A 20,878-nucleotide genomic window follows, 5' to 3' on the forward strand; every position below is an offset into this window, starting at 1 on the left:
CCTCAAATTCTCGCTTACTGGATTTGTCGCCACATGATACGACGGCTGCCGCCGCCACCCTTTTCCACAATGACCGTGACCGCGCCGCTGGTGTCAGTCGTGCCCTTGCGCTCGCCGTTAGCGGAGATGAAGTTCAGGGTCGGAATGCCGCCGGTAAAAATCACGCCGCTGGATATCGTATCGTTGCTGTCGACTAAACGGTCGCCGGTGGTGTCGATCACGGCATAGTTGAGCATCTTACCGTTGAACGCATCCAGTTCGACCAACCTGCCCGTACCAAAGCTCGAACAAGGGTCAGTGGTATCGACGCTGGCAGTGGTGAAAACAACTCGCCCTAAAACAATACTGGCTTGGTTGATCACGCGCTCACCAGTCAGCACGTTGTTATACACCAGCGGCAGATACCAGCCTTTCTCTGCCGGATAGGTCGTTTCATTCTGGCTGGTGGTCAGGAACTGCCCGGAACTGCCGGAGAACGAGCCGGTTATCGCCTGCGCCTGCAAACTGCTGACGGTGATTTGCCCGGCACCACCCTCTGCATCCCAGATCGAATAGAACGCCTGCAGATCCTTGTTGCTCTTGTCGGCAGTCTCGTTGAACTTGCCGGTGCCAAAGAACACTTGCTTGCCGCCCTGCGGATTATCCGCCAGCAGCGGTTGCGCAGTAATCGGCTGCGTTGCCCCACCCGGGGCTGTAAACAAAGGCTTGCCGGCAAACGCCACGCCCCAGCTTTCTGCCCCGGGTGCGCTCAAGTCGAATTTCCACATACGCCCCTTCAGGTCACCAGCGTAGGCAGCCTGCACCACGTTCGAGGAATTGACCCTGAGTTTTACCGAAGACAGACCGTTGCTGGTTTCCGTGCTGTCGATGACGATTTTCCTGATCAGCGAACCATCCATTGCATCCAGTACATACAAAGCCGCAACCCCCGAATTGCTGCCGTAGCCGTTGGCGATGAATGTCGCCCAGCGACCATTGGCCAAGCGTGCCACTTCCGGACGGGCGTAGGCGTAACCCAGATCATTGAAAGCATTCGACGCATTGGCCGTGGCCGGCGCACTGACTTCCCACAGTGCCTTGATCACGTTACCTGCCGAGGCATCGAACAGCTGCAACCCATAGAAGGTTTTGCCACCCGCCCCCGTTCCGCCAATGGCCAGGGTTTTCCAGGTAGTGCCGGCCTGCGCATCGAACACGCCGACCTGACCGTCCACGAGAAACTTGTGGCTGACGCCGTTGACGTAGTTGGTGTCCGCGATCAGACGCAAGGAAGGCAGCACGCTGGAGGGCATGTAGGCATAACGGCGAGTGCCGTTCGCCGAATTGATCACGTTGACGAAACCGTCGTTGGCGTTCACCACCAGGCTGGTATTCATGTTCGCAGCCTTGGTGGTCAGGTAGTTGGTGTAACTGCTGTCACCCGTCAGATCGGATGCGGTCTTGTCCGAAGGCGACGCGAGTACCAGCGGCGAATTGATGATGTCGCCGAGCAGCGCAGTGCGCACTTTGAGCCCGGCCTTGTTGGTCCCCTTGCTCCACTCCACCAGATCATTGCCGTTGATTCCGGTAGGCAATCCCTGATTCAGCGTAGTCTGCTGTGTCGGGGAAAAGTTGAGGAGTGCCAGGGCAATTGGCGTATTGCTCAACGTGTTCCATGACTGAAAAGTCGGCGCGGTGGCAGAGGGCACGATAGTGGTGTCGGTCGACCATTGCGCCGCCGAGGTATTCACCGTGCCTGTCGAGGTAAAGCCGAACGACCTGATCGTGCCGCGCCAATCCTTGGGATCGTAAGTGGTCTGGTAAAAACTGCTGCCACTGGTCAAGGTGCTGCTGCTGGCGACGCCGGCACCACCGGAGCCGGCCTTGGAAGTGATATCGCTCAGTGCTGACGATAACGCCGCATTGAGCCCGGAGCTGTCGGTCGCCTGGTAATACCTGCCCTGCCCGTAACTGGCGGCGTCGGACAACATGTCATTATCCGCAGCGAAGCCAACCGTATAGGTGTTCATGTACTGCCTGGGAAAATCCACTGCGTTCCAGCTTTTGCCGGCGGCGTCGGTGCCGGTCGAGCGCATGTCGATGTCGAAGGCGAATTTGGCAATGTCATCCAGATACAGCGTGTCACCTTCGCCGTCACCGTTGAGGTTGTCGCCATCGTTATTCACGCCATCCCAGTTCGGTAAGCGACTGCCTCCCAGCGGATCGTTGGTCGGGAAGGTACGGTCATAGGTCGGCAAGCCATCGGTAATCACCACGCCGTAGTTTTTCTGGCAGCGATATTGAATCGGGCTGCTATAGGTCGCCGGCGTGCCGTTGTAGTAAGGCGCCAGACCACGCATGTAGCGGGTGACTTCGTAGTAGCTCTCGGCCAACGGCGTATTGGCGACTGCGTTCAAGCCATTGATCGATGAAATCAGCGCGTTGTAGTTCGTGTCCGCCTGGGCTTGGGTCACGCTGCCGGTCACCGGCGACAGGTCGGTGATCGAGCGGGCAATGAAGCCGCCATTGCCCGGGTTGGTGCTGGTGGCCGGATTGAACGTCGACAGGCCCATGCGCAAGGTGCGGTTGCTGCTCACCAGTGCGGTGGAAACGTTGCGCGCGACGTTCATCCGGTAATCGTTGGGAATCGCCCCGGTGGTGAAGTCGCGGGTGCCGTTGCTGATGGCCAGGCTGACTATGTAGGAAATGTAATCGGCGGAATACCGAGTGTTCTCGTTGCCTACGGGGTCGGGGAGCTTGAGGCACAACGGCGCCACGCTGTTGTTGTAGAACGCATAGGCGCCTCCCGAGCAACCGGAAGTCGGCAGGCTCGATAGAAACACCAAGTCGCCGGTAATCTGCGGCGCATTGAGTGCAGAGCACAAGCCGAGGAACGCATTGCACTGCCGGGCGGGAGTGCGGTTGACGTTAGGGTTGAATTCGGCGGCGTAGATGATGCTGTTCATGCTCCCCGAATCATCGATCAGCAGCATCACGTTCGGCGCCACCGCTGCCGCGCTCAGCAATGGCGAATCAGACGGCGTGAAGGCCCAGGCCGGCGCCGCCAGATAGAAACTCAGCAGCATGCCGACCAGCAACGAGGCGCCGTGCTCAATACTTCGCATAGACACTCTCCACCACGCTACGCGAATTGCCGGCGATGCCGACCGCAGTGACTCGATACAAGGTTGCCGAGGTGTTGCTCGGCACGTTCACCGCCGTCAGGGTCGTGCCGATGTTCTGCACGCCATAAAAGCCATTACCGGCAGCGATCCAGGTCACCCCGGAGGTCGAATTGAAACCTGCCGAGCTGACCGATAACGATTCCGCCGGCGGCAGACATTGGCTCGTGCCGCTGCACACCGCCAACGAATAACTGTCCAGTTGCACCGCGCTTTCGCCGATCCGCAATGCTGCTTCGGCCGCCTGAAACGATTGATTGCGCAGGCTGACGCTGCCGGCCATTTTCTCTTGCAGGTTGGCGCTCTGCATCGAGGACAAACCGATCAATGTCAGCAACAGCAGAAACACTAGGCTGACCAACAAGACCATGCCGCGCTGGGCCTGACGTTGCTGCAAGGAAATCCTCATCGCCGCCCCCCTCATGGCAAGCGATTGCGCAATGCCGCAACCACGTTGAAGGTTTGATTGCGCACCCGATTGTTCGGGTCGGTGAGGGTCAGGCTCAGGCGCACACTGCGGATGCGCGCGGGATCGCCAGGGTTGCTGCTGTAGGTCGAGGCTGCGACGTCGGTCGCCGAGCTGGCCAGGCCGAAGGTGACGTTGAAGGCGCTGACATTGTTCACCAGCACTTGCTGCGCCGGATTGCCGCTGCCGGTGCCCATGAGAATCTGGTTGTGACTGAAGCTGTAGATCAGACGCCGGATCGGGAACGCGATCTGCCCCGTGGTCGGGCTGCGCAATCCGCTGTAGGCGACCGCGCTGTTGCGGCAATCGGAAATCACCGTCCAGGTCGGCGTTCCCCCGCCGCTGCCGACATCGGCGGTGACCAGGGTCAGCTTGAGACTGGCGTTGTCCCAGTTGATCGGAGTGAGTTGCGCAGTGTTGAAATCCCCTGCTGAGCTGGAGTCGACGATGGTGCCGAGGCAGCCGAACATGCCGACCATACGGATTTCCTGAATCATTTTGCTGAGGACGAAGCGCGCGTCTTCCTGCATCGCCGCGGCGCTGTTCTGACTGACGTAAGTGTTTTTTGCGGCGATGAAAATCTGCACCACACCGAGTACGAAGATCAACCCTAAAGCCAGAGCAATCAGCAACTCGATCAGGCCGAAACCACGGTTGCAGCGCTTCATGGTGTCGCCACCGGATCGACCGCCGCCCGGCTGGTCAGGACGAAACTGCGCTGGGCACTTGCAGCGTTCGCCGCGCGCGCGTCGCTCCAGGTAATGGTGATTGTGTAGACCCGTTGATTGAGGGTGATGCTGCCTGTCGCGGTCGGGCCGCCGAAGTTGGCGATGTTGGTGGTGAAGTCGTAGAGGTCCTGGTCCCGCGCATTACTGAGATTGCCCGAGGTCGGTGGCGTGACGGTGTAGTTGGCGCCGGAATTGGCGCGGATGCGATCCATCATGTCATAGGCGATGAAGCTGGCCTGACTGGTCATCCGCGAACTGTCGGTGTACTTCAGCGCATTGAGCTGCACCGCCGCTGCACCCAACAGCCCGACGGTCAGAATCAGCAGCGCGACCAGCACTTCGATCAGCGTCATGCCCTCCTGTGCGTTTTTGCTCCCTGCCCTCATCCGCAATTTCCACCCAGTTGAATGCGTCCGTTCAAACACACGTTCAGCGTCCTGCTTTGCGTGCCCAGCGTGTAACCGATGACCACCGCCGTCGACGGTGCCGCCAGACCGCCGAGGTTGTTGAAATCCAGTGCGGTCACTCCTGAGGGTAGTGTCAGAATCGCGCCGCTGCTCATCTCTGGAACAACCCGCAACACATTGGCCGGATTGCCAGTGCTGTCGTAGACCGCCAGCTCACCGGTCCAGACACTGCCGCCAGCGGTCGGACGCAATCGCGTGGTCACGCCGCGATTGATCGCCTCGAGGCGGGCGAAATTGATCGCCCGCTGCAAGTCGCCGACTTCGGTATCTGCCTTGCTGCTCTGGATCGTACGGGTAAAGGCCGGCACCGCCAGCGTGATCAGTATCAGGAACACCGCAATGGCGACCAGCAACTCGACCAGCGTGAAACCTTTTGTACGAAGATCCATCGGTGCCCTCCGTTGCCGTCGGCTATACCTGCTCTTACACGCTAGAACATTCGCTCGGCACCCGCCGACTGATTTGCCCTGCGCGGCGCACGGAATGCGCCGCTCACACCATTCCACGGAGGGATTTTTCATGCCGCAACACGGTTTCAGCCTGATTGAACTGCTTATGGGACTGGCGATTGGCGCAATTGTTCTGCTGCTGGTCAGCCCGGCGTTCGCCACGCTCAGGCAAGCGACTCAACGCGATCACGCCGCGCAGTCGCTGCTCGAAGGCATCCGCCACGCTCGCACACTGGCGATCACACACAATCAGAGCGTGGTGATCCATGGCATCGACGGCGACTGGAGTCAGGGTTGGCGGATCATTCTGGATCGAAGCGGCAAGGGGCCGGAGGACAGCAGCAATCCGCTGCTGGTTGAACGCGCCAGAGAGGCGAAGGTGCCGATTGTCGGCAACTGGTGGGTGAGCCGCTATGTGCGGTTCAGTCATTTGGGGCAGCCGCTGATGCCGGGGCGGCGATTTCAGGCGGGGACGATACACGTCTGCTCGCCGCGCGAACCGGTCAGCCAGCGGCAGATCGTGCTGGCGGCGACCGGTCGCGTGCGCCTGAACAGTCAGGAAACCGAGCAGGCGCTGTGCGACAAAGGCAGAAGCGTCAGATCGAACGGACGCGCAGCTCTTTCGGCATCGAGAACGTGATGTTCTCCTCACGGCCAGCCAGCTCGTCGGCACCAGTCGCGCCCCAGGCCTGCAATTGCTGAATCACGCCCCGGACCAGCACTTCCGGCGCCGAGGCGCCAGCGGTAATGCCGATGCGCTCGACGCCGTCGAACCAGCTCTGTTGCAGGTCCTCGGCACCGTCGATCAGGTACGCCGGGGTCGCCATGCGCTCAGCCAGTTCACGCAGACGGTTGGAGTTGGAGCTGTTCGGGCTGCCCACCACCAGTACCACGTCGCACTCGTCGGCCAGCTGCTTGACGGCGTCCTGGCGGTTTTGTGTGGCGTAGCAGATGTCGTCCTTGCGCGGACCACCAATGGCCGGGAAGCGCGTGCGCAGGGCATCGATAACGCGGCTGGTGTCGTCCATCGACAACGTGGTCTGGGTGACGAAGGCGAGTCTTTCCGGATCGCGCACCTGCAATTCGGCCACGTCCTTCTCGTCTTCGACAAGGTAGATCGCGCCGCCATTGCTCGCATCGTACTGGCCCATGGTGCCTTCGACTTCCGGGTGACCGGCGTGGCCGATCAGGATGCACTCGCGACCGTCGCGGCTGTATTTGGCGACTTCGATGTGCACCTTGGTGACCAGCGGGCAGGTTGCATCGAAGACTTTCAGGCCACGACCGGCGGCTTCGTTGCGCACGGCTTGCGAAACACCGTGGGCGCTGAAGATGACGATCACGTCATCGGGTACCTGATCGAGCTCTTCGACGAAAATCGCGCCACGGCTGCGCAGGTCTTCGACGACGAACTTGTTGTGCACCACTTCGTGACGCACATAGATCGGCGGCCCGAAGACTTCCAGGGCGCGGTTGACGATTTCGATCGCCCGGTCCACACCGGCGCAGAAGCCACGGGGGTTGGCGAGTTTGATTTGCATGCTGTGCCTCGTGTCTTGCGCGCGAAAACAATGGAAAACAGACTGTGGGAGCGAGCCTGCTCGCGAAGGGGCCATCACCTGCAACATTTCTGTTGGTTGACACACCGCTTTCGCGAGCAGGCTCGCTCCCACATTTGACCTTATACAGTCAGTTATAGCGCTTTGACGGAAATGATTTCCACATCAAAGGTCAGCGTCTTGCCGGCCAGCGGGTGGTTGAAGTCGACGGTCACTTGCGTGTCGTCGAACTCTTTCACCACACCTGGCAATTCAGTATTGGCCGCATCGTTGAAGATCACCAGCAGACCCGGCGACAACTCCATGTCGGTGAACTGCGAACGCGGGATGGTCTGCACGTTCTGCGGGTTCGGCTGACCGAAAGCGTTTTCCGGCTCGACGGTCAGAGTGCGCTTGTCGCCGGCCTTGAAGCCGAACAGGGCGGCTTCGAAACCCGGCAGCAGGTTGCCGTCGCCGACCTTGAAGGTTGCCGGCGCCTTGTCGAAGGTACTGTCGACGGTGTCACCGTTTTCCAGGCGCAAGGCAAAGTGCAGCGTAACTTCGGTGTTCTGGCCGATGCGTTGCTCAGTCGATAGCGGTTCAGTCATGAGCAGCCTCTTCGGTTTTCTTCGATTTGAACATGTCCAGTGCCAGCATGATCGCGCCAACGGTGATCGCGCTGTCGGCAATGTTGAACGCGGGGAAATACCAGCGGTTCTGCCAGTGCACCAGGATGAAGTCGATCACATGGCCCAGGGCAACGCGGTCATACAGGTTGCCCAGCGCGCCACCCAGCACCAGTGCCAGGGCGACGGCCAGCCAGGTGTCGTTGCGGCCCAGACGCTTGAGCCAGACCACCAGCACGGCACTGACGACAATGGCGATCAGGGCAAACAGCCAGCGCTGCCAGCCGGAGCTGTCGGCGAGGAAGCTGAAAGCAGCGCCAGTGTTGTAGGCCAGGGTCCAGCTGAACAGATCGGGAATGATCACGATCTGCTGGAACATTTCGAGCTTGCTTTCGAAGTAGAACTTGCTGGCCTGGTCAATGACCAGGACCAGCAGGCTCAACCACAGCCAGCTCAGCCGTCCGAAACGGCCAACGGCATCAGGCATAGTGACGAACCTCGCCAGCGCCGCTGATGTTGTCGACGCAACGCCCGCAGATTTCCGGATGTTCCGGGTTCACGCCGACGTCTTCACGGCAATGCCAGCAACGTGCGCATTTCGGGAACGCCGACTTGACGATCTTCAGTTTCAGACCGCTGACTTCGGTAGCCACTGCATCGGCCGGAGCCTGCACGAATGGTGCGACGCTGGCAGTCGAGGTGATCAGGACAAAGCGCAATTCGTTGCTCAGCTTGGCCAGATCGGCGCTCAGCGCCTCTTCGGCAAACAGCGTCACTTCGGCCTGCAGGTTGCCACCGACGGCTTTCGCCGCGCGCTGGATTTCCATCTCTTTGTTGACCGCAACCTTCACTTCCATGATGCGATCCCAGTAGGCGCGACCCAGCTCGAAGCCTTCCGGCAGCTCGGTCAGGCCTTCGTACCAGGTGTTGAGCATGACCGACTCGTTACGCTCGCCCGGCAGGTATTGCCACAGTTCGTCAGCAGTGAAGGCGAGGATCGGCGCGATCCAGCGCACCAGCGCTTCGGAGATGTGGAACAGCGCGGTCTGGCACGAGCGACGGGCCTTGCTGTCGGCGCCGGTGGTGTACTGGCGGTCCTTGATGATGTCGAGGTAGAAACCACCCAGCTCCTGCACGCAGAAGTTGTGGATCTTCGAGTACACATTCCAGAAACGGTATTCGCCGTAGTGCTCTTGCAACTCGCGTTGCAGCAGCAGCGTGCGATCCACCGCCCAGCGATCCAGCGCCAGCATGTCTTCAGCCGGCAGCAGGTCGGTGGCCGGGTTGAAACCGGTCAGGTTGGAAAGCAGGAAGCGCGCGGTGTTACGGATACGACGGTAGGCATCGGCGCTGCGCTGCAGGATCTGCTCGGACACCGCCATTTCGCCGGAGTAGTCGGTCGAAGCGACCCACAGACGCATGATGTCGGCGCCCAGGGTGTCGTTGACCTTCTGCGGCGCGATCACGTTGCCCAGCGATTTGGACATCTTGCGCCCGGACTCGTCGACGGTGAAGCCGTGAGTCAGCAGTTCGCGGTACGGCGCGTGGTTGTCGATGGCGCAACCGGTCAGCAACGAGGAGTGGAACCAGCCACGGTGCTGGTCGGAACCTTCCAGGTACAGGTCGGCGCGCGGGCCGCTCTCGTGGCCCATCGGGTGCGAACCGCGCAGAACGTGCCAGTGCGTGGTGCCCGAGTCGAACCAGACGTCGAGGGTGTCGCTGATCTTGTCGTACTGCGGCGCTTCATCACCGAGCAGTTCGGCAGCGTCGAGTTTGAACCAGGCTTCGATACCTTCGACTTCAACGCGTTTGGCGACTTCCTCCATCAGCTCGACGGTACGCGGGTGCAGCTCGCCGCTTTCCTTGTTGAGGAAGAACGGGATCGGCACGCCCCAGTTGCGCTGACGCGAGATGCACCAGTCCGGACGATTGGCGATCATCGAGTGCAGACGCGCCTGGCCCCAGGCCGGAACGAACTTGGTGTCCTCGATGGCTTTGAGCGAGCGCACGCGCAGGGTGTCGCCGCTGGTTGGCTCCTTGTCCATGCCGATGAACCACTGCGCGGTGGCGCGGTAGATCAGCGGGGTCTTGTGGCGCCAGCAGTGCATGTAGCTGTGTTCGATGACGGTGGTGTGCATCAGCGCACCGACTTCGGTCAGTTTTTCCACGATGGCCGGGTTGGCCTTCCAGATGAACTGGCCGCCGAAGAATTCCAGCGACGGCACGTACACGCCGTTGCTCTGCACCGGGTTGAGGATGTCGTCATTGACCATGCCGTATTTCTTGCAGGTCACGAAGTCGTCCACACCGTAGGCCGGGGCGGAGTGAACCACGCCGGTGCCAGCGCCCAGTTCGACGTAGTCAGCCAGGTACACCGGCGACAGACGGTCGTAGAACGGGTGACGGAAGTTGATCAGCTCAAGTTCTTTACCGGTGGTGGTGGCGATGACCGAACCTTCCACGCCGTAGCGCGCCAGGCAGGCCTCGACCAGCTCTTCAGCCAGCACCAGCAGCTTGTCGCCGATATCGACCAGGGCGTAGTTGAATTCCGGGTGCACGTTCAGCGCCTGGTTGGCCGGGATGGTCCACGGGGTGGTGGTCCAGATCACGATCGCAGCAGGTTTGCTCAGCGAGGCCAGACCGAACGCGGCAGCCAATTTGGCTTCATCAGCGATCGGGAACGCGACATCGATGGTCGAGGACTTCTTGTTCTCGTACTCGACTTCCGCTTCAGCCAGAGCCGAACCGCAATCGAAGCACCAGTTCACCGGCTTGAGGCCCTTGAAGACAAAGCCACCCTTGACGATTTCGGCGAGGGCGCGGATTTCACCGGCCTCGTTCGTAAAGTTCATGGTCTTGTACGGGTTGGCGAAGTCGCCCAGCACGCCGAGACGGATGAACTCGGACTTCTGCCCTTCGATCTGCTCGGTGGCGTAGGCACGGCACAGCTCGCGGGTCTTATCCGCGCCGAGGTTCTTGCCGTGGGTCACTTCAACCTTGTGCTCGATCGGCAGGCCATGGCAATCCCAGCCCGGGACATACGGCGCGTCGAAACCCGACAGGGTTTTCGAGCGGATGATCATGTCCTTGAGAATCTTGTTCAGTGCGTGACCGATGTGGATCGTGCCGTTGGCGTACGGAGGGCCGTCGTGCAGGACGAACTTCGGACGATCCTTGCCAATCTCGCGCAACTTTCCGTACAGGCCAATACTGTCCCAGCGCTGCAGGATCTGCGGTTCGCGCTGTGGCAGGCCGGCCTTCATTGGGAAGGCGGTGTCCGGAAGGTTTAGCGTGGCTTTATAGTCGGTCATTTAAGGCTCTTCATTAGCGATGGGCGCTAGGTGCGGCTAGTGCACGGGCGGTGGCGACATCCGCATTGATCGCCGTTTTCAATGCCTCCAGAGAGGCGAAGCGCTGCTCTTCACGCAGCTTTTGGTGGAAAACCACCGTCAAACGCCGGTCATACAGATCGCCGGCAAAATCTAACAGATGGACCTCGAGGTGGGCTTTGCCATCTCCTTGCACCGTGGGGCGCACGCCGATATTGGCGACGCCGGGCCAGGTCTTGCCGTCGATGTCGACATTCACCAGATACACCCCGGTAAACGGCACGCGACGACGCTTGAGTTGAATGTTGGCAGTGGGCGTGCCCAGTTGCCGGGCCAGTTTCTGACCATGCAGCACGCGACCGGCGATGCGGTACGGACGGCCGAGCAAGCGTTCGGCCAAGGCAAAATCGGCCGCAGCCAAGGCGTTGCGCACCTGCGTGCTGCTGACGCGAATGCCGTCCAGCTCAACGGTTTGCGCAGCTTCGACAGTGAAACCGTGAACCTGCCCGGCCTGCATCAGAAAATCGAAATCGCCGAGGCGGTCGCAACCGAAACGGAAATCGTCACCGACCTCCAGATGCTGCACGCCAAGGCCATCGACCAGAATGGTATCGACGAACTCACTGGCGCTGAGCTTGCTCAGCCGCTGGTTGAACGCCAGGCACAAGACCCGGTCGACGCCTTCAGCGGCCAGCAATTGCAGCTTGTCGCGCAACCGCGCCAGACGTGCCGGTGCGGTGTCGGGAGCAAAGAACTCCCGTGGCTGCGGCTCGAAAATCACCACGCAGCTGGGTACGCCCAACTCGAGCGCACGCTCACGCAGCCGGGCCAGGATAGCCTGGTGACCACGGTGAACACCGTCAAAGTTGCCAATAGTGGCGACGCAGCCCCGATGCTGGGGGCGCAAGTTGTGGAGGCCTCGAACCAGCTGCATAACGCGCTTCTTGCTCATAAAGTGGTCGATTATAACCACACCCGACGGCCGACGACAGGCAACACCGTAACGCAAAGTGAACGAGCCGACAAAACCGCCGGCTCATGCCTGCTCATGAAGGCTGAAACCTCAGCTCAAGGCCTTGCGATTGAAGTCGCGCAGACGGAAACCCAGCAGCAGCAACATACCGAAATACGCCACCACGCCAGCAACCACCAGCGCGCCCAGCCGCAAGAAGCGCTCAAGCATATGCCCCTCATCCCACGCGGGCATGAAATGCATGCCGGCCAGCAACACCGCCGACATCACGGTCACTGCAACGACCAGCTTGAAACCGAATTTGCCCCAGCCCGGCTGCGGTTGATACATCTTTTGCTTGCGCAGCTGATAGAACAGCAGCCCGGCGTTCAGGCAAGCACCGGCACTGATCGCCAAGGCAAGGCCGGCATGGGCCAGTGGGCCGATCAACGCCAGGTTGAACAACTGCGTGCAGACCAGCGTGAAAATTGCGATTTTCACCGGGGTGCGAATGTTCTGTTGCGCATAAAAGCCCGGCGCCAGCACTTTGATCACGATAATCCCGAGCAGGCCGACCGAATAGGCAATCAGCGCACGCTGGGTCATCTCGGCATCGAAGCCGCTGAACTGGCCATACTGGAACAACGAAACGGTCAGCGGTTCGGCAAGAATCCCCAATGCGAGCGCACACGGCAGCACCAGCACAAAGCACAGGCGCAGGCCCCAGTCGAGGATCCGTGAGTATTCGTGGCGATCCTTGCTGGCGTAGGTCTTGGCCAGTGTCGGCAGCAGAATCGTGCCGAGCGCCACACCCAGCACACCCGACGGCAATTCCATCAAACGGTCGGCGTAATACATCCACGACACCGAACCTGCGACCAGAAACGAGGCGAAAATGGTGTTGATGATCAATGAAATCTGACTCACCGAAACACCGAGAATCGCCGGCAGCATCTGCTTCATCACCCGCCACACGCCGCTGTCGCGCAAGTTCAGGCGTGGCAGCACGAGCATGCCGATCTTTTTCAGGTGCGGCAGCTGATACAGCAACTGCGCCAGCCCCCCGACCAGCACCGCCCAGCCAAGGGCCATGACCGGTGGATCGAAGTACGGCGTGAGGAACAGCGAAAACACGATCATGCTGACGTTGAGCAGAGTCGGCACGAAGGCCGGCACCGAGAAGCGGTTCCAGGTATTCAGAATCGCGCCGGCCAGCGACGACAGCGAGATCAGCAATATATAAGGAAAGGTCACCCGCAACAGATCGGAAGTGAGCTGGAATTTCTCCGGGGTATCGGTAAAACCGGGGGCCGTGGCCCAGATCACCCAAGGCGCAGCGATCATGCCCAGCGCCGTCACAACCGCCAATACCAGTGTCAACAGTCCCGACACATAGGCAATAAAGGTGCGCGTCGCCTCTTCGCCCTGCTGGCTTTTGTATTCGGCCAGGATCGGCACGAACGCCTGGGAAAAAGCCCCTTCGGCAAAGATGCGCCGCAACAGGTTGGGCAGTTTGAACGCAATAAAGAAGGCATCCGTGGCCATCCCGGCGCCGAATGTCCGCGCGATCAGCGTGTCACGAACAAAACCCAGAATCCGGGAAAGCATCGTGATAGAGCTGACGGCGGCCAACGATTTGAGCAGATTCATTGAGAGAGTTTGTGCCTGTCGATAAACAGCAGGCGAACAATGCGCCTACTTGTGCGATACTCCGCGCCGCAACAGCACAGAGCCAAAGCTCGCGAGTTTACAGGTCAAGCGCCGGAAATAAATATCCCGCCTCTTTATACCTACCACTTAGCGGAACGATTCAAGTGCCCTTGACAAGACAAGTCTTCATCGGCATGATTCGCGGCCTATTTTGTTTGCTATTTCCTAAAAAGTCTTTCGAGGAGCTCGACGGTGGCCAACTCACCTTCCGCCAAAAAACGTGCAAAACAGGCTGAGAAGCGTCGCAGCCACAACGCCAGCCTGCGTTCCATGGTTCGTACCTACATCAAGAATGTAGTTAAGGCCATCGACGCAAAAGACGCTGAAAAAGCTCAAGCTGCATACGTTCTGGCTGTGCCAGTTATCGACCGTATGGCCGATAAAGGCATCATCCACAAGAACAAGGCTGCTCGCCATAAGAGCCGTCTGAATGGCCACGTCAAAGCGCTGAAAGAAGCCGCTTAATCGACGTAGTCATTAAAAAACCGACCTCAGGGTCGGTTTTTTATTGCCTGTGATTTAACAAGCAACAGGCAAAAAAATGTGGGAGCGAGCCTGCTCGCGAATGCGATCTGTCAGTTGATATTTCTATCGACCGACATGACCTCTTCGCGAGCAGGCTCGCCCCCACAGTTCGGATTGGTGACGCTTATTGCTGGACCGGCACCCATGGCAGGATCGGGATGGCAGTCACGGCATTCTGCGGGCTACCCTCGATCAAGCGATCGCTGTAGACCAGATACACCAGCGTGTTGCGCTTCTTGTCGAGGAAACGCACCACCTGCATGGTCTTGAACACCAGCGAGGTGCGCTCCTTGAATACCTCATCGCCGTCCTTCAACTCACCCTTGAACTTGATCGGCCCGACCTGACGACAAGCGATCGAGGCTTCGGCACGATCCTCGGCCAGACCGAGACCACCCTTCACTCCACCAGTCTTGGCGCGCGACAGGTAGCAGGTCACGCCTTCGACTTTCGGATCGTCGAACGCCTCGACCACGATCCGGTCATTCGGCCCGACAAACTTGAACACCGTCGACACCTGACCGATTTCCTCGGCCGAGGCCAGCAATGGCATGGCCATCAGCAGGCCCAACAATCCTTTCGCTACACGCATCGAATTTTCCTTAGACCAGAATCAGGTTGTCACGGTGAACCAGTTCCGGCTCCGCCATGTAACCGAGCAAACCGACAATCGCATCCGACGACTGACCGATGATTTTTTGCGCTTCCAGGGCGCTGTAATTGGCCAGACCCCGAGCGATCTCCCGACCATCCGGCGCTACGCAGACGACCATCTCACCGCGACGGAAACTGCCTTGGACCAGTTTCACCCCCACCGGCAGTAGACTTTTATTGCCCTTGGACAACGCCGACACCGCCCCCTCATCCAGCACCAGAGTGCCACGGGTTTGCAGATGACCGGCCAGCCACTGCTTGCGCGCCGCGAGCATGCCGCGCTCCGGCGATAGCAGCGTGCCGATGCGCTCGCCCGCCTTCAGGCGATCGAGCACGCGCTCAAGGCGCCCGCCGACAATGATGGTGTGCGCACCGGAACGCGCTGCCAGGCGCGCCGCGCGCAGCTTGGTCTGCATGCCGCCACGCCCCAGCGCACCGCCGGTACCGCCGGCGACCGCATCAAGCGTCGGATCATCGGCGCGCGCTTCATAAATCAGCTGCGCTTCGGGATTGTTGCGCGGATCGGCGTCGAACATGCCGTCGCGATCGGTAAGGATCACCAGCAGATCGGCCTCGACCAGATTGGCCACCAGCGCCGCCAGCGTGTCGTTGTCGCCGAAACGGATTTCGTCAGTGACCACAGTGTCGTTTTCGTTGATCACCGGAATGACTTTCAGCTCGACCAGCGCACGCAAGGTACTGCGGGCGTTCAGGTAGCGCTTGCGGTCGGAGAGGTCGTCGTGGGTCAGGAGAATCTGCGCAGTGTGCCGGCCATGCTCGGCGAAGCTCGACTCCCACGCCTGCACCAGCCCCATCTGACCGATTGCAGCGGCCGCCTGCAGCTCGTGCATGGCACTGGGTCGCGCAGTCCAGCCCAAGCGGCTCATGCCGGCCGCTACCGCCCCGGAGGACACCAGCACCAGCTCGACGCCCGCTTCATGCAGCGCCACCATCTGCTCGACCCAGACACTCATTGCCGCGCGATCCAGCCCCTTGCCGTCAGCTGTCAGCAAAGCGCTGCCGATCTTCACGACCCAACGCTGCGCACCTGTCACCTTGCTCCGCATCATCTTCAACCTTAGCTTGAGGGCAGCGCGACCTGGCACTGCCCGTGACGTTAATCGTGGCGATTGCTGACCAACGATCGATTTCCGGATACTAAAACGCCGCTCGATTGAGCGGCGTTCAAGTTTATCGCAACGGATCAGTCACGCACGTAAATGATTTCCGGACCGTCTTCGTCATCCACATCTTCTTCATCCCAGTCATCGTCGCCGATGTCATGGACCGACTTCACGCCGCTGCGACGCAGGGCACGCTTGTCGTCCAGCGCCTGCAACTGCGCACGGGCTTCGTCTTCGATACGCTGGTCGAGATCGGCCAGTTCTTCCTTGTACGCAGGATCTGCGGCGAGGCGATCGGCACGGTCTTCCATGTAACGCATGATGTCGTGGCACAGACGCTCAGTACCGATCTTGGCGATGGCCGAGATCACGTACACCGGACCAGTCCATTCCAGGCGATCGACGATTTCCTTGACCCGAGCATCGTGCTCTTCTTCAAGGATCTGGTCGCACTTGTTCAGCACCAGCCAGCGATCACGCTCGGCCAGCGACGGGCTGAATTTGATCAGCTCGTTGACGATCACTTCAGCCGCGTCCGGAGCACTGGAATCATCCAGTGGCGCCATGTCGACGAGGTGCAGCAGCAGACGCGTGCGCGCCAGGTGCTTGAGGAAGCGAATGCCCAGGCCGGCACCGTCGGAAGCGCCTTCGATCAGTCCCGGAATGTCGGCAATGACGAAGCTCTTCCAGCGATCGACGCTGACCACACCCAGGTTCGGCACCAGCGTGGTGAACGGGTAGTCGGCGACTTTCGGCTTGGCGGCCGAGACCGAACGGATAAAGGTACTTTTACCGGCGTTCGGCAAGCCCAGCAGACCGACGTCGGCCAGCACTTTCATTTCCAGCTTGAGGTCGCGCTGCTCGCCCGGCTTGCCTGGCGTGGTCTGACGCGGTGCACGGTTGGTACTGGATTTGAAACGGGTGTTGCCCAGACCGTGCCAGCCGCCCTGCACTACCATCAGTTTCTGACCGGCCTTGGTCAGGTCGCCGATGACTTCCTGAGTGGCAGAGTCGATCACGGTGGTGCCGACCGGCACGCGCAGGATCAGGTCTTCGCCCTTCTTGCCGGTGCAGTCGGTGCTGCCACCGTTGGAGCCACGCTCGGCATCGAAGTGACGGGTGTAACGGTAGTCGACCAGAGTGTTGAGGTTTTCGTCGGCCATCATGTAGATGGAACCGCCGTCACCGCCATCACCGCCGTTCGGGCCGCCGTTTTCAATGAATTTTTCCCGGCGGAAACTCATGGCACCGTTGCCACCGTCACCGGCCTTTACGCGAATCGATACTTCATCAACAAACTTCATAACCAACGCCTCTCGCCGTACGGACGAGCCGAAAAACAATCAAGACATAAGACTCTTGCAAAAATGAGCGCAGCGACCCCAAGACACGACCTGCATCGCACGCCGACAGCCCATACAAACAGCTTTGCAAGAGACTCACCCCACAAACGAAAAAGCCCCGTCGCAAGACAGGGCTTCTCCAGCGATCTCGCGATTAAGCCGCGATTACGCTCACGTAACGACGACCGAAGGCGCCCTTTACTTCGAACTTGATCACGCCTTCGATTTTAGCGAAGAGAGTGTGATCCTTGCCCATGCCAACGCCGTAGCCAGCGTGGAATTGGGTGCCGCGCTGACGCACGATGATGTTGCCGGCCTTGATGACCTGGCCGCCATACATCTTCACGCCAAGGCGTTTGGCTTCTGAGTCGCGACCGTTACGGGTACTACCACCAGCTTTTTTGTGTGCCATGAGTTCAATTCTCCTAGTGAGGAATTAGGCTGTAATTAAGCCTGAATACCGGTGATTTTGATCTCGGTGAACCACTGGCGGTGGCCCATACGCTTCATGTGGTGCTTACGGCGACGGAACTTGATGATGCGGACTTTATCGTGACGACCTTGGGAGATCACTTCAGCCTTGACGGTTGCGCCAGCAACAACTGGTGCGCCGATGTTCACGTCGTCGCCGTTGGCGACCAGCAGAACGCGATCAAAAGTCACGGATTCGCCAGTAGCGATTTCCAGTTTTTCGATCTTCAGGTATTCACCTTCAGCGACCTTGTATTGCTTACCGCCGGTAACGATTACTGCGTACATGGTATTTCTCCGATAATCCTGCTCACCCAGCTCTTTATAAGAAGAGGTATTGGCTGGCATGGCTGCATGGGGCTGGAACGGCCCAAGTGCAATTGCGTAAGGCAGGTGCTGCCCAGGAAGTTCAGGGTGCGCGATTGTACGCAAGCAATCTGCCTCGCGCAAGTGGCCGTCCATCGCGCCTTGACAGGTCTGGACGGGGGTCCTAGCATGCCGCGCAACCCTTCTGGAGCGACTCTCGCTGATGCAACCCCAAGCTTTCTACCGCGCGGTGGCGGACGATTTTAGCGCCGTCGACGGCATCATCAAGAAGCAGCTGACGTCTCGAGTGCCGCTGGTATCGAAAATCGGCGATTACATCACGTCGGCCGGCGGCAAACGCCTGCGTCCTTTATTAGTGTTGCTGTGTGGCAAGGCTCTGGGTCGCGAAGGCGACGACATGCGCCTGCTGGCCGCCACCATCGAATTCCTGCACACCGCGACCTTGCTGCATGACGACGTCGTCGACATGTCCGGCATGCGCCGTGGCCGCTCGACCGCCAACGCCATGTGGGGCAATGCCCCGAGCGTGCTGGTCGGCGACTTCCTGTATTCGCGCTCGTTCGAAATGATGGTCGAACTCGGCTCGATGCCGGTGATGAAGATTCTCTCGCAGGCCACGCGGATCATCGCTGAAGGCGAAGTGTTGCAACTGTCCAAGGTGCGTGACGCCAGCACCAGCGAAGAAACCTACATGGAAGTCATCCGCGGCAAGACCGCGATGCTCTTCGAAGCTTCGACCCACAGCGCCGCCGCACTCGCCGGCGCCACCGCCGAGCAGAGCGAAGCCCTGCGCACGTTTGGCGATCATTTGGGTGTGGCCTTCCAGCTGGTTGATGATCTGCTCGACTACAAAGGCGACGCGGAAACCCTGGGCAAGAACGTCGGTGACGATCTGGCCGAAGGCAAGCCGACCCTGCCGCTGATCTACACCATGCGCGAAGGTACGGCCGAACAGGCGGCACTGGTGCGTCAGGCGATCCAGAAAGGCGGGATCGAAGACCTGGAAAGCATCCGCATCGCCGTCGAAGCGTCCGGCTCGCTGGAGTACACCGCGCAACTGGCCCGCGATTACGTGGCCCGCGCGATCAAGTGCCTCGAGGCGCTGCCGGCCAGCGAATACCGCGATGCCTTGGTTGAATTGAGCGAGTTCGCGGTAGCCCGCACGCACTGATTCATCCCCTGTGGGAGCGAGCCTGCTCGCGAAAGCAATCTGCCAATCGACTCAATGTTGACTGACACAGCGCTTTCGCGAGCAGGCTCGCTCCCACAGTTGTTTCTGCGCTATGCCCTCCTCCGCGTAAAACCCTATACAATGTGCGCCCTTTAGTCCTCCTGATACCCAAGGAACCTTAGTGAGCACGTTGCCACCCTGCCCGAAATGCAATTCCGAATACACCTACGAAGACGGCACCCAACTGGTCTGCCCCGAGTGCGCCCACGAGTGGTCTGCCAGCGGCGAAGCCGAAGTGGCGGCCGATGATGCCGTGAAGAAAGATTCGGTCGGCAACGCCCTGCAGGACGGCGACACCATCACCGTGATCAAGGACCTCAAGGTCAAGGGCACATCGCTGGTGGTCAAGGTCGGCACCAAGGTCAAGAACATTCGCCTGTGCGATGGCGATCACGATATCGACTGCAAGATCGACGGCATCGGCCCGATGAAGCTCAAATCCGAGTTCGTCAGAAAAGTCTGAGCCTTGCGTCATCCATCCCGCGCCAGCCGTGGGATGGAGCTTTGCCCTCCCCGCTTCGGCTCAATGAATCCGCGCATGGCCATCAGCCAGCCATTTTGACCTGACACAACCTTTACCCGAAAAACTCCACGATCCGCCAATAGGCACTTGCTATTTGATGAATAAGAATTATTCTCATTGAAACCTTTCAAGGAGATGAGACCCATGACTTATTTGATCGACGCCTGGCTGGATCGCCCACACCCGTACCTCAGAATCCTCCATCGGGAAACCGGCGAAGTCTGTGCGGTGCTTGAAGAAGAAGCCTTGCATGAGCTGCAGGATCAAGGCGATCTGGACGTCAGCAGCCTCAATTCCAGCGAGCCGCTGGTACTCAAGGAGCTGGTGCGCAATCTGTTCCTGTTCTGCTATGCCCGGGCGTTGCGCCCGACCAATGAGCTGCACAACAAGATCGAAATATGAGCGGTAGTACAAAACCTGTGGGAGCGAGCCTGCTCGTGAAGACGGATTTGCAGTCGACGATTGAGTTGACTGACACACCGCCTTCGCGAACAGACTCGCTCCCACAGGGTTAGCCCGCCATCAAGGCAGGCTCGGTATTACAGAACGTCCAGCAGCTCGACGTCGAACACCAGAACGCTGTGCGGCGGGATGCTGCCGACGCCTTGGGCGCCGTAAGCCAGTTCGCTCGGCACGTACAGGCGCCATTTGCTGCCGGCATTCATCAGTTGCAGCGCTTCGGTCCAGCCAGCGATCACGCCGCCAACCGGGAATTCGGCAGGCTGGCCGCGCTCGTAGGAGCTGTCGAACACAGTGCCGTCGATCAGCGTGCCGTGGTAGTGCGTACGCACCTGGTCTTCACGGGTCGGCTTGGCGCCGTCGCCTTGAGTCAGCACTTCGAATTGCAGGCCGGAGGCCAGAGTAGTGATGCCTTCACGCTTGGCGTTTTCGGCGAGGAAGGCCAGGCCTTCGCCAGCCGCGGCTTCAGCCTTGGCCGCTGCTTCGGCTTGCATGATCTCGCGGATCACCTTGAAGCTGGCGGACATCTCTTCCTGGCCAACACGGCTTGGCTTGCCGGCGAAAGCGTCGGTCAGACCGGCCAGGATCGCGTCCAGGCTGACACCCGGTGGCGGGTTGTCGCGCAGCTGGTCGCCGAGTTGACGGCCGATACCGTAGCTGACGCGGGTTTCGTCGGTGGACAGATTTACTTCGGACATGACACTGCTCCGCTGTGCGGACGGCCACAGGACTTGCCGTGCGTGCACAGCGCGTCCCGGCGCGCCCGGAACCAAAAGGGCGAGCAGACTAGCACAG

General features: G+C 59.9%; 22 protein-coding genes. 5 read left to right on the forward strand and 17 right to left on the reverse strand.

What is annotated here, in order from left to right; translation table 11 throughout:
- Nucleotides 1-14: 14 nt before the first annotated feature.
- From PspCFBP13508_RS21160 to PspCFBP13508_RS21180, 5 genes are read right to left on the reverse strand one after another with little or no spacing between them, the layout of a single operon-like run.
- A complete protein-coding gene (locus PspCFBP13508_RS21160; RefSeq protein ID WP_137215610.1) occupies nt 15-3,104 on the reverse strand; it encodes a PilC/PilY family type IV pilus protein in 3,090 nt (1,029 codons plus the stop codon).
- Nucleotides 3,091-3,570, reverse strand: coding sequence for a PilX N-terminal domain-containing pilus assembly protein (locus tag PspCFBP13508_RS21165; protein WP_137215611.1), 480 nt, complete (start codon nt 3,568-3,570; stop codon nt 3,091-3,093). Before PspCFBP13508_RS21165 ends, PspCFBP13508_RS21160 begins: the two co-directional genes overlap by 14 nt.
- 11 nt (nt 3,571-3,581) lie before the next feature.
- A complete protein-coding gene (locus PspCFBP13508_RS21170) occupies nt 3,582-4,295 on the reverse strand; it encodes a prepilin-type N-terminal cleavage/methylation domain-containing protein (protein WP_137215612.1) in 714 nt (237 codons plus the stop codon).
- On the reverse strand, nt 4,292-4,741 hold the full coding sequence (gene pilV / locus PspCFBP13508_RS21175) for a type IV pilus modification protein PilV (RefSeq protein WP_016773132.1): 450 nt from the start codon (nt 4,739-4,741) through the stop codon (nt 4,292-4,294). Before pilV ends, PspCFBP13508_RS21170 begins: the two co-directional genes overlap by 4 nt.
- On the reverse strand, nt 4,738-5,211 hold the full coding sequence (locus PspCFBP13508_RS21180; RefSeq protein WP_137215613.1) for a GspH/FimT family pseudopilin: 474 nt from the start codon (nt 5,209-5,211) through the stop codon (nt 4,738-4,740). The genes pilV and PspCFBP13508_RS21180 overlap by 4 nt, the downstream gene beginning before the upstream one ends.
- Nucleotides 5,212-5,341: 130 nt before the next feature.
- Here PspCFBP13508_RS21180 and PspCFBP13508_RS21185 point away from each other — a divergent pair, with 130 nt between their 5' ends.
- Nucleotides 5,342-5,911, forward strand: a complete 570-nt coding sequence (locus tag PspCFBP13508_RS21185; protein ID WP_137215614.1) for a GspH/FimT family protein — start codon at nt 5,342-5,344, stop codon at nt 5,909-5,911.
- Here the strand turns inward: PspCFBP13508_RS21185 and ispH are convergent.
- The 6 genes from ispH to murJ all read right to left on the reverse strand — a co-directional run bounded on the left by ispH (nt 5,868) and on the right by murJ (nt 13,366).
- Nucleotides 5,868-6,812: a 4-hydroxy-3-methylbut-2-enyl diphosphate reductase gene (gene ispH, locus PspCFBP13508_RS21190; RefSeq protein WP_137215615.1), complete on the reverse strand. Its 945-nt coding sequence runs from the start codon at nt 6,810-6,812 to the stop codon at nt 5,868-5,870. The two genes, PspCFBP13508_RS21185 and ispH, sit on opposite strands and share 44 nt — an antisense overlap.
- 152 nt (nt 6,813-6,964) lie before the next feature.
- Entirely contained in the window at nt 6,965-7,417 is a 453-nt protein-coding gene (gene fkpB, locus PspCFBP13508_RS21195; protein WP_064364108.1) for an FKBP-type peptidyl-prolyl cis-trans isomerase, read from the reverse strand.
- Nucleotides 7,410-7,922, reverse strand: a complete 513-nt coding sequence (gene lspA, locus PspCFBP13508_RS21200; protein ID WP_137215616.1) for a signal peptidase II — start codon at nt 7,920-7,922, stop codon at nt 7,410-7,412. The genes fkpB and lspA overlap by 8 nt, the downstream gene beginning before the upstream one ends.
- A complete protein-coding gene (ileS, locus tag PspCFBP13508_RS21205; protein WP_130910969.1) occupies nt 7,915-10,746 on the reverse strand; it encodes an isoleucine--tRNA ligase in 2,832 nt (943 codons plus the stop codon). The genes lspA and ileS overlap by 8 nt, the downstream gene beginning before the upstream one ends.
- 13 nt (nt 10,747-10,759) lie before the next feature.
- A complete protein-coding gene (gene ribF / locus PspCFBP13508_RS21210) occupies nt 10,760-11,698 on the reverse strand; it encodes a bifunctional riboflavin kinase/FAD synthetase (protein WP_016773125.1) in 939 nt (312 codons plus the stop codon).
- 129 nt (nt 11,699-11,827) lie between these two features.
- Nucleotides 11,828-13,366 (reverse strand): murein biosynthesis integral membrane protein MurJ, encoded by a 1,539-nt coding sequence (murJ, locus tag PspCFBP13508_RS21215; RefSeq protein ID WP_016773124.1) that lies wholly within the window; start codon nt 13,364-13,366, stop codon nt 11,828-11,830.
- Nucleotides 13,367-13,618: 252 nt separating this feature from the next.
- Between murJ and rpsT the strand changes: the two genes are divergently transcribed.
- Complete coding sequence (gene rpsT, locus PspCFBP13508_RS21225; protein WP_003228351.1) at nt 13,619-13,891, forward strand: 30S ribosomal protein S20; 273 nt, start codon at nt 13,619-13,621, stop codon at nt 13,889-13,891.
- A gap of 184 nt (nt 13,892-14,075) precedes the next feature.
- Here the strand turns inward: rpsT and PspCFBP13508_RS21230 are convergent, their stop codons facing one another.
- From PspCFBP13508_RS21230 to rplU, 5 genes are all read right to left on the reverse strand, one after another.
- Nucleotides 14,076-14,543, reverse strand: a complete 468-nt coding sequence (locus tag PspCFBP13508_RS21230) for a CreA family protein (protein ID WP_039761698.1) — start codon at nt 14,541-14,543, stop codon at nt 14,076-14,078.
- Nucleotides 14,544-14,553: 10 nt separating this feature from the next.
- The gene (gene proB, locus PspCFBP13508_RS21235; protein WP_137215617.1) at nt 14,554-15,672 is read right to left on the reverse strand and encodes a glutamate 5-kinase; all 1,119 of its coding nucleotides are present in this window, start codon (nt 15,670-15,672) and stop codon (nt 14,554-14,556) included.
- Between the two features lie 137 nt (nt 15,673-15,809).
- Nucleotides 15,810-17,033, reverse strand: a complete 1,224-nt coding sequence (cgtA, locus tag PspCFBP13508_RS21240; protein ID WP_016773122.1) for an Obg family GTPase CgtA — start codon at nt 17,031-17,033, stop codon at nt 15,810-15,812.
- A 193-nt stretch (nt 17,034-17,226) separates the two neighbouring features.
- Entirely contained in the window at nt 17,227-17,484 is a 258-nt protein-coding gene (rpmA, locus tag PspCFBP13508_RS21245; RefSeq protein ID WP_016773121.1) for a 50S ribosomal protein L27, read from the reverse strand.
- 35 nt (nt 17,485-17,519) lie between these two features.
- Complete coding sequence (gene rplU / locus PspCFBP13508_RS21250) at nt 17,520-17,831, reverse strand: 50S ribosomal protein L21 (protein ID WP_007924746.1); 312 nt, start codon at nt 17,829-17,831, stop codon at nt 17,520-17,522.
- A gap of 241 nt (nt 17,832-18,072) precedes the next feature.
- Between rplU and PspCFBP13508_RS21255 the strand changes: the two genes are divergently transcribed.
- From PspCFBP13508_RS21255 to PspCFBP13508_RS21265, 3 genes are all read left to right on the forward strand, one after another.
- Complete coding sequence (locus PspCFBP13508_RS21255) at nt 18,073-19,041, forward strand: polyprenyl synthetase family protein (protein WP_016773120.1); 969 nt, start codon at nt 18,073-18,075, stop codon at nt 19,039-19,041.
- Nucleotides 19,042-19,222: 181 nt separating this feature from the next.
- Nucleotides 19,223-19,564: a zinc ribbon domain-containing protein YjdM gene (locus tag PspCFBP13508_RS21260; protein ID WP_137215618.1), complete on the forward strand. Its 342-nt coding sequence runs from the start codon at nt 19,223-19,225 to the stop codon at nt 19,562-19,564.
- 204 nt (nt 19,565-19,768) lie between these two features.
- Nucleotides 19,769-20,026, forward strand: a complete 258-nt coding sequence (locus tag PspCFBP13508_RS21265) for a hypothetical protein (protein WP_016773118.1) — start codon at nt 19,769-19,771, stop codon at nt 20,024-20,026.
- Between the two features lie 137 nt (nt 20,027-20,163).
- Here the strand turns inward: PspCFBP13508_RS21265 and PspCFBP13508_RS21275 are convergent, their stop codons facing one another.
- On the reverse strand, nt 20,164-20,781 hold the full coding sequence (locus PspCFBP13508_RS21275; RefSeq protein WP_137215619.1) for an FKBP-type peptidyl-prolyl cis-trans isomerase: 618 nt from the start codon (nt 20,779-20,781) through the stop codon (nt 20,164-20,166).
- Nucleotides 20,782-20,878: the final 97 nt, after the last annotated feature.

The sequence above is a fragment of the Pseudomonas sp. CFBP13508 genome (genome assembly GCF_005233515.1).
Lineage (GTDB): Bacteria > Pseudomonadota > Gammaproteobacteria > Pseudomonadales > Pseudomonadaceae > Aquipseudomonas > Aquipseudomonas mercuritolerans.

Bases quoted from the DNA above. Each gene is read 5' to 3' on its own strand.
- PspCFBP13508_RS21160 (WP_137215610.1), bottom strand. From the start codon at position 3,104: ATGCGAAGTATTGAGCACGGCGCCTCGTTGCTGGTCGGCATGCTGCTG.
- PspCFBP13508_RS21165 (WP_137215611.1), bottom strand. From the start codon at position 3,570: ATGAGGATTTCCTTGCAGCAACGTCAGGCCCAGCGCGGCATGGTCTTG.
- PspCFBP13508_RS21170 (WP_137215612.1), bottom strand. From the start codon at position 4,295: ATGAAGCGCTGCAACCGTGGTTTCGGCCTGATCGAGTTGCTGATTGCT.
- pilV (WP_016773132.1), bottom strand. From the start codon at position 4,741: ATGAGGGCAGGGAGCAAAAACGCACAGGAGGGCATGACGCTGATCGAA.
- PspCFBP13508_RS21180 (WP_137215613.1), bottom strand. From the start codon at position 5,211: ATGGATCTTCGTACAAAAGGTTTCACGCTGGTCGAGTTGCTGGTCGCC.
- PspCFBP13508_RS21185 (WP_137215614.1), top strand. From the start codon at position 5,342: ATGCCGCAACACGGTTTCAGCCTGATTGAACTGCTTATGGGACTGGCG.
- ispH (WP_137215615.1), bottom strand. From the start codon at position 6,812: ATGCAAATCAAACTCGCCAACCCCCGTGGCTTCTGCGCCGGTGTGGAC.
- fkpB (WP_064364108.1), bottom strand. From the start codon at position 7,417: ATGACTGAACCGCTATCGACTGAGCAACGCATCGGCCAGAACACCGAA.
- lspA (WP_137215616.1), bottom strand. From the start codon at position 7,922: ATGCCTGATGCCGTTGGCCGTTTCGGACGGCTGAGCTGGCTGTGGTTG.
- ileS (WP_130910969.1), bottom strand. From the start codon at position 10,746: ATGACCGACTATAAAGCCACGCTAAACCTTCCGGACACCGCCTTCCCA.
- ribF (WP_016773125.1), bottom strand. From the start codon at position 11,698: ATGCAGCTGGTTCGAGGCCTCCACAACTTGCGCCCCCAGCATCGGGGC.
- murJ (WP_016773124.1), bottom strand. From the start codon at position 13,366: ATGAATCTGCTCAAATCGTTGGCCGCCGTCAGCTCTATCACGATGCTT.
- PspCFBP13508_RS21230 (WP_039761698.1), bottom strand. From the start codon at position 14,543: ATGCGTGTAGCGAAAGGATTGTTGGGCCTGCTGATGGCCATGCCATTG.
- proB (WP_137215617.1), bottom strand. From the start codon at position 15,672: ATGCGGAGCAAGGTGACAGGTGCGCAGCGTTGGGTCGTGAAGATCGGC.
- cgtA (WP_016773122.1), bottom strand. From the start codon at position 17,033: ATGAAGTTTGTTGATGAAGTATCGATTCGCGTAAAGGCCGGTGACGGT.
- rpmA (WP_016773121.1), bottom strand. From the start codon at position 17,484: ATGGCACACAAAAAAGCTGGTGGTAGTACCCGTAACGGTCGCGACTCA.
- rplU (WP_007924746.1), bottom strand. From the start codon at position 17,831: ATGTACGCAGTAATCGTTACCGGCGGTAAGCAATACAAGGTCGCTGAA.
- PspCFBP13508_RS21255 (WP_016773120.1), top strand. From the start codon at position 18,073: ATGCAACCCCAAGCTTTCTACCGCGCGGTGGCGGACGATTTTAGCGCC.
- PspCFBP13508_RS21265 (WP_016773118.1), top strand. From the start codon at position 19,769: ATGACTTATTTGATCGACGCCTGGCTGGATCGCCCACACCCGTACCTC.
- PspCFBP13508_RS21275 (WP_137215619.1), bottom strand. From the start codon at position 20,781: ATGTCCGAAGTAAATCTGTCCACCGACGAAACCCGCGTCAGCTACGGT.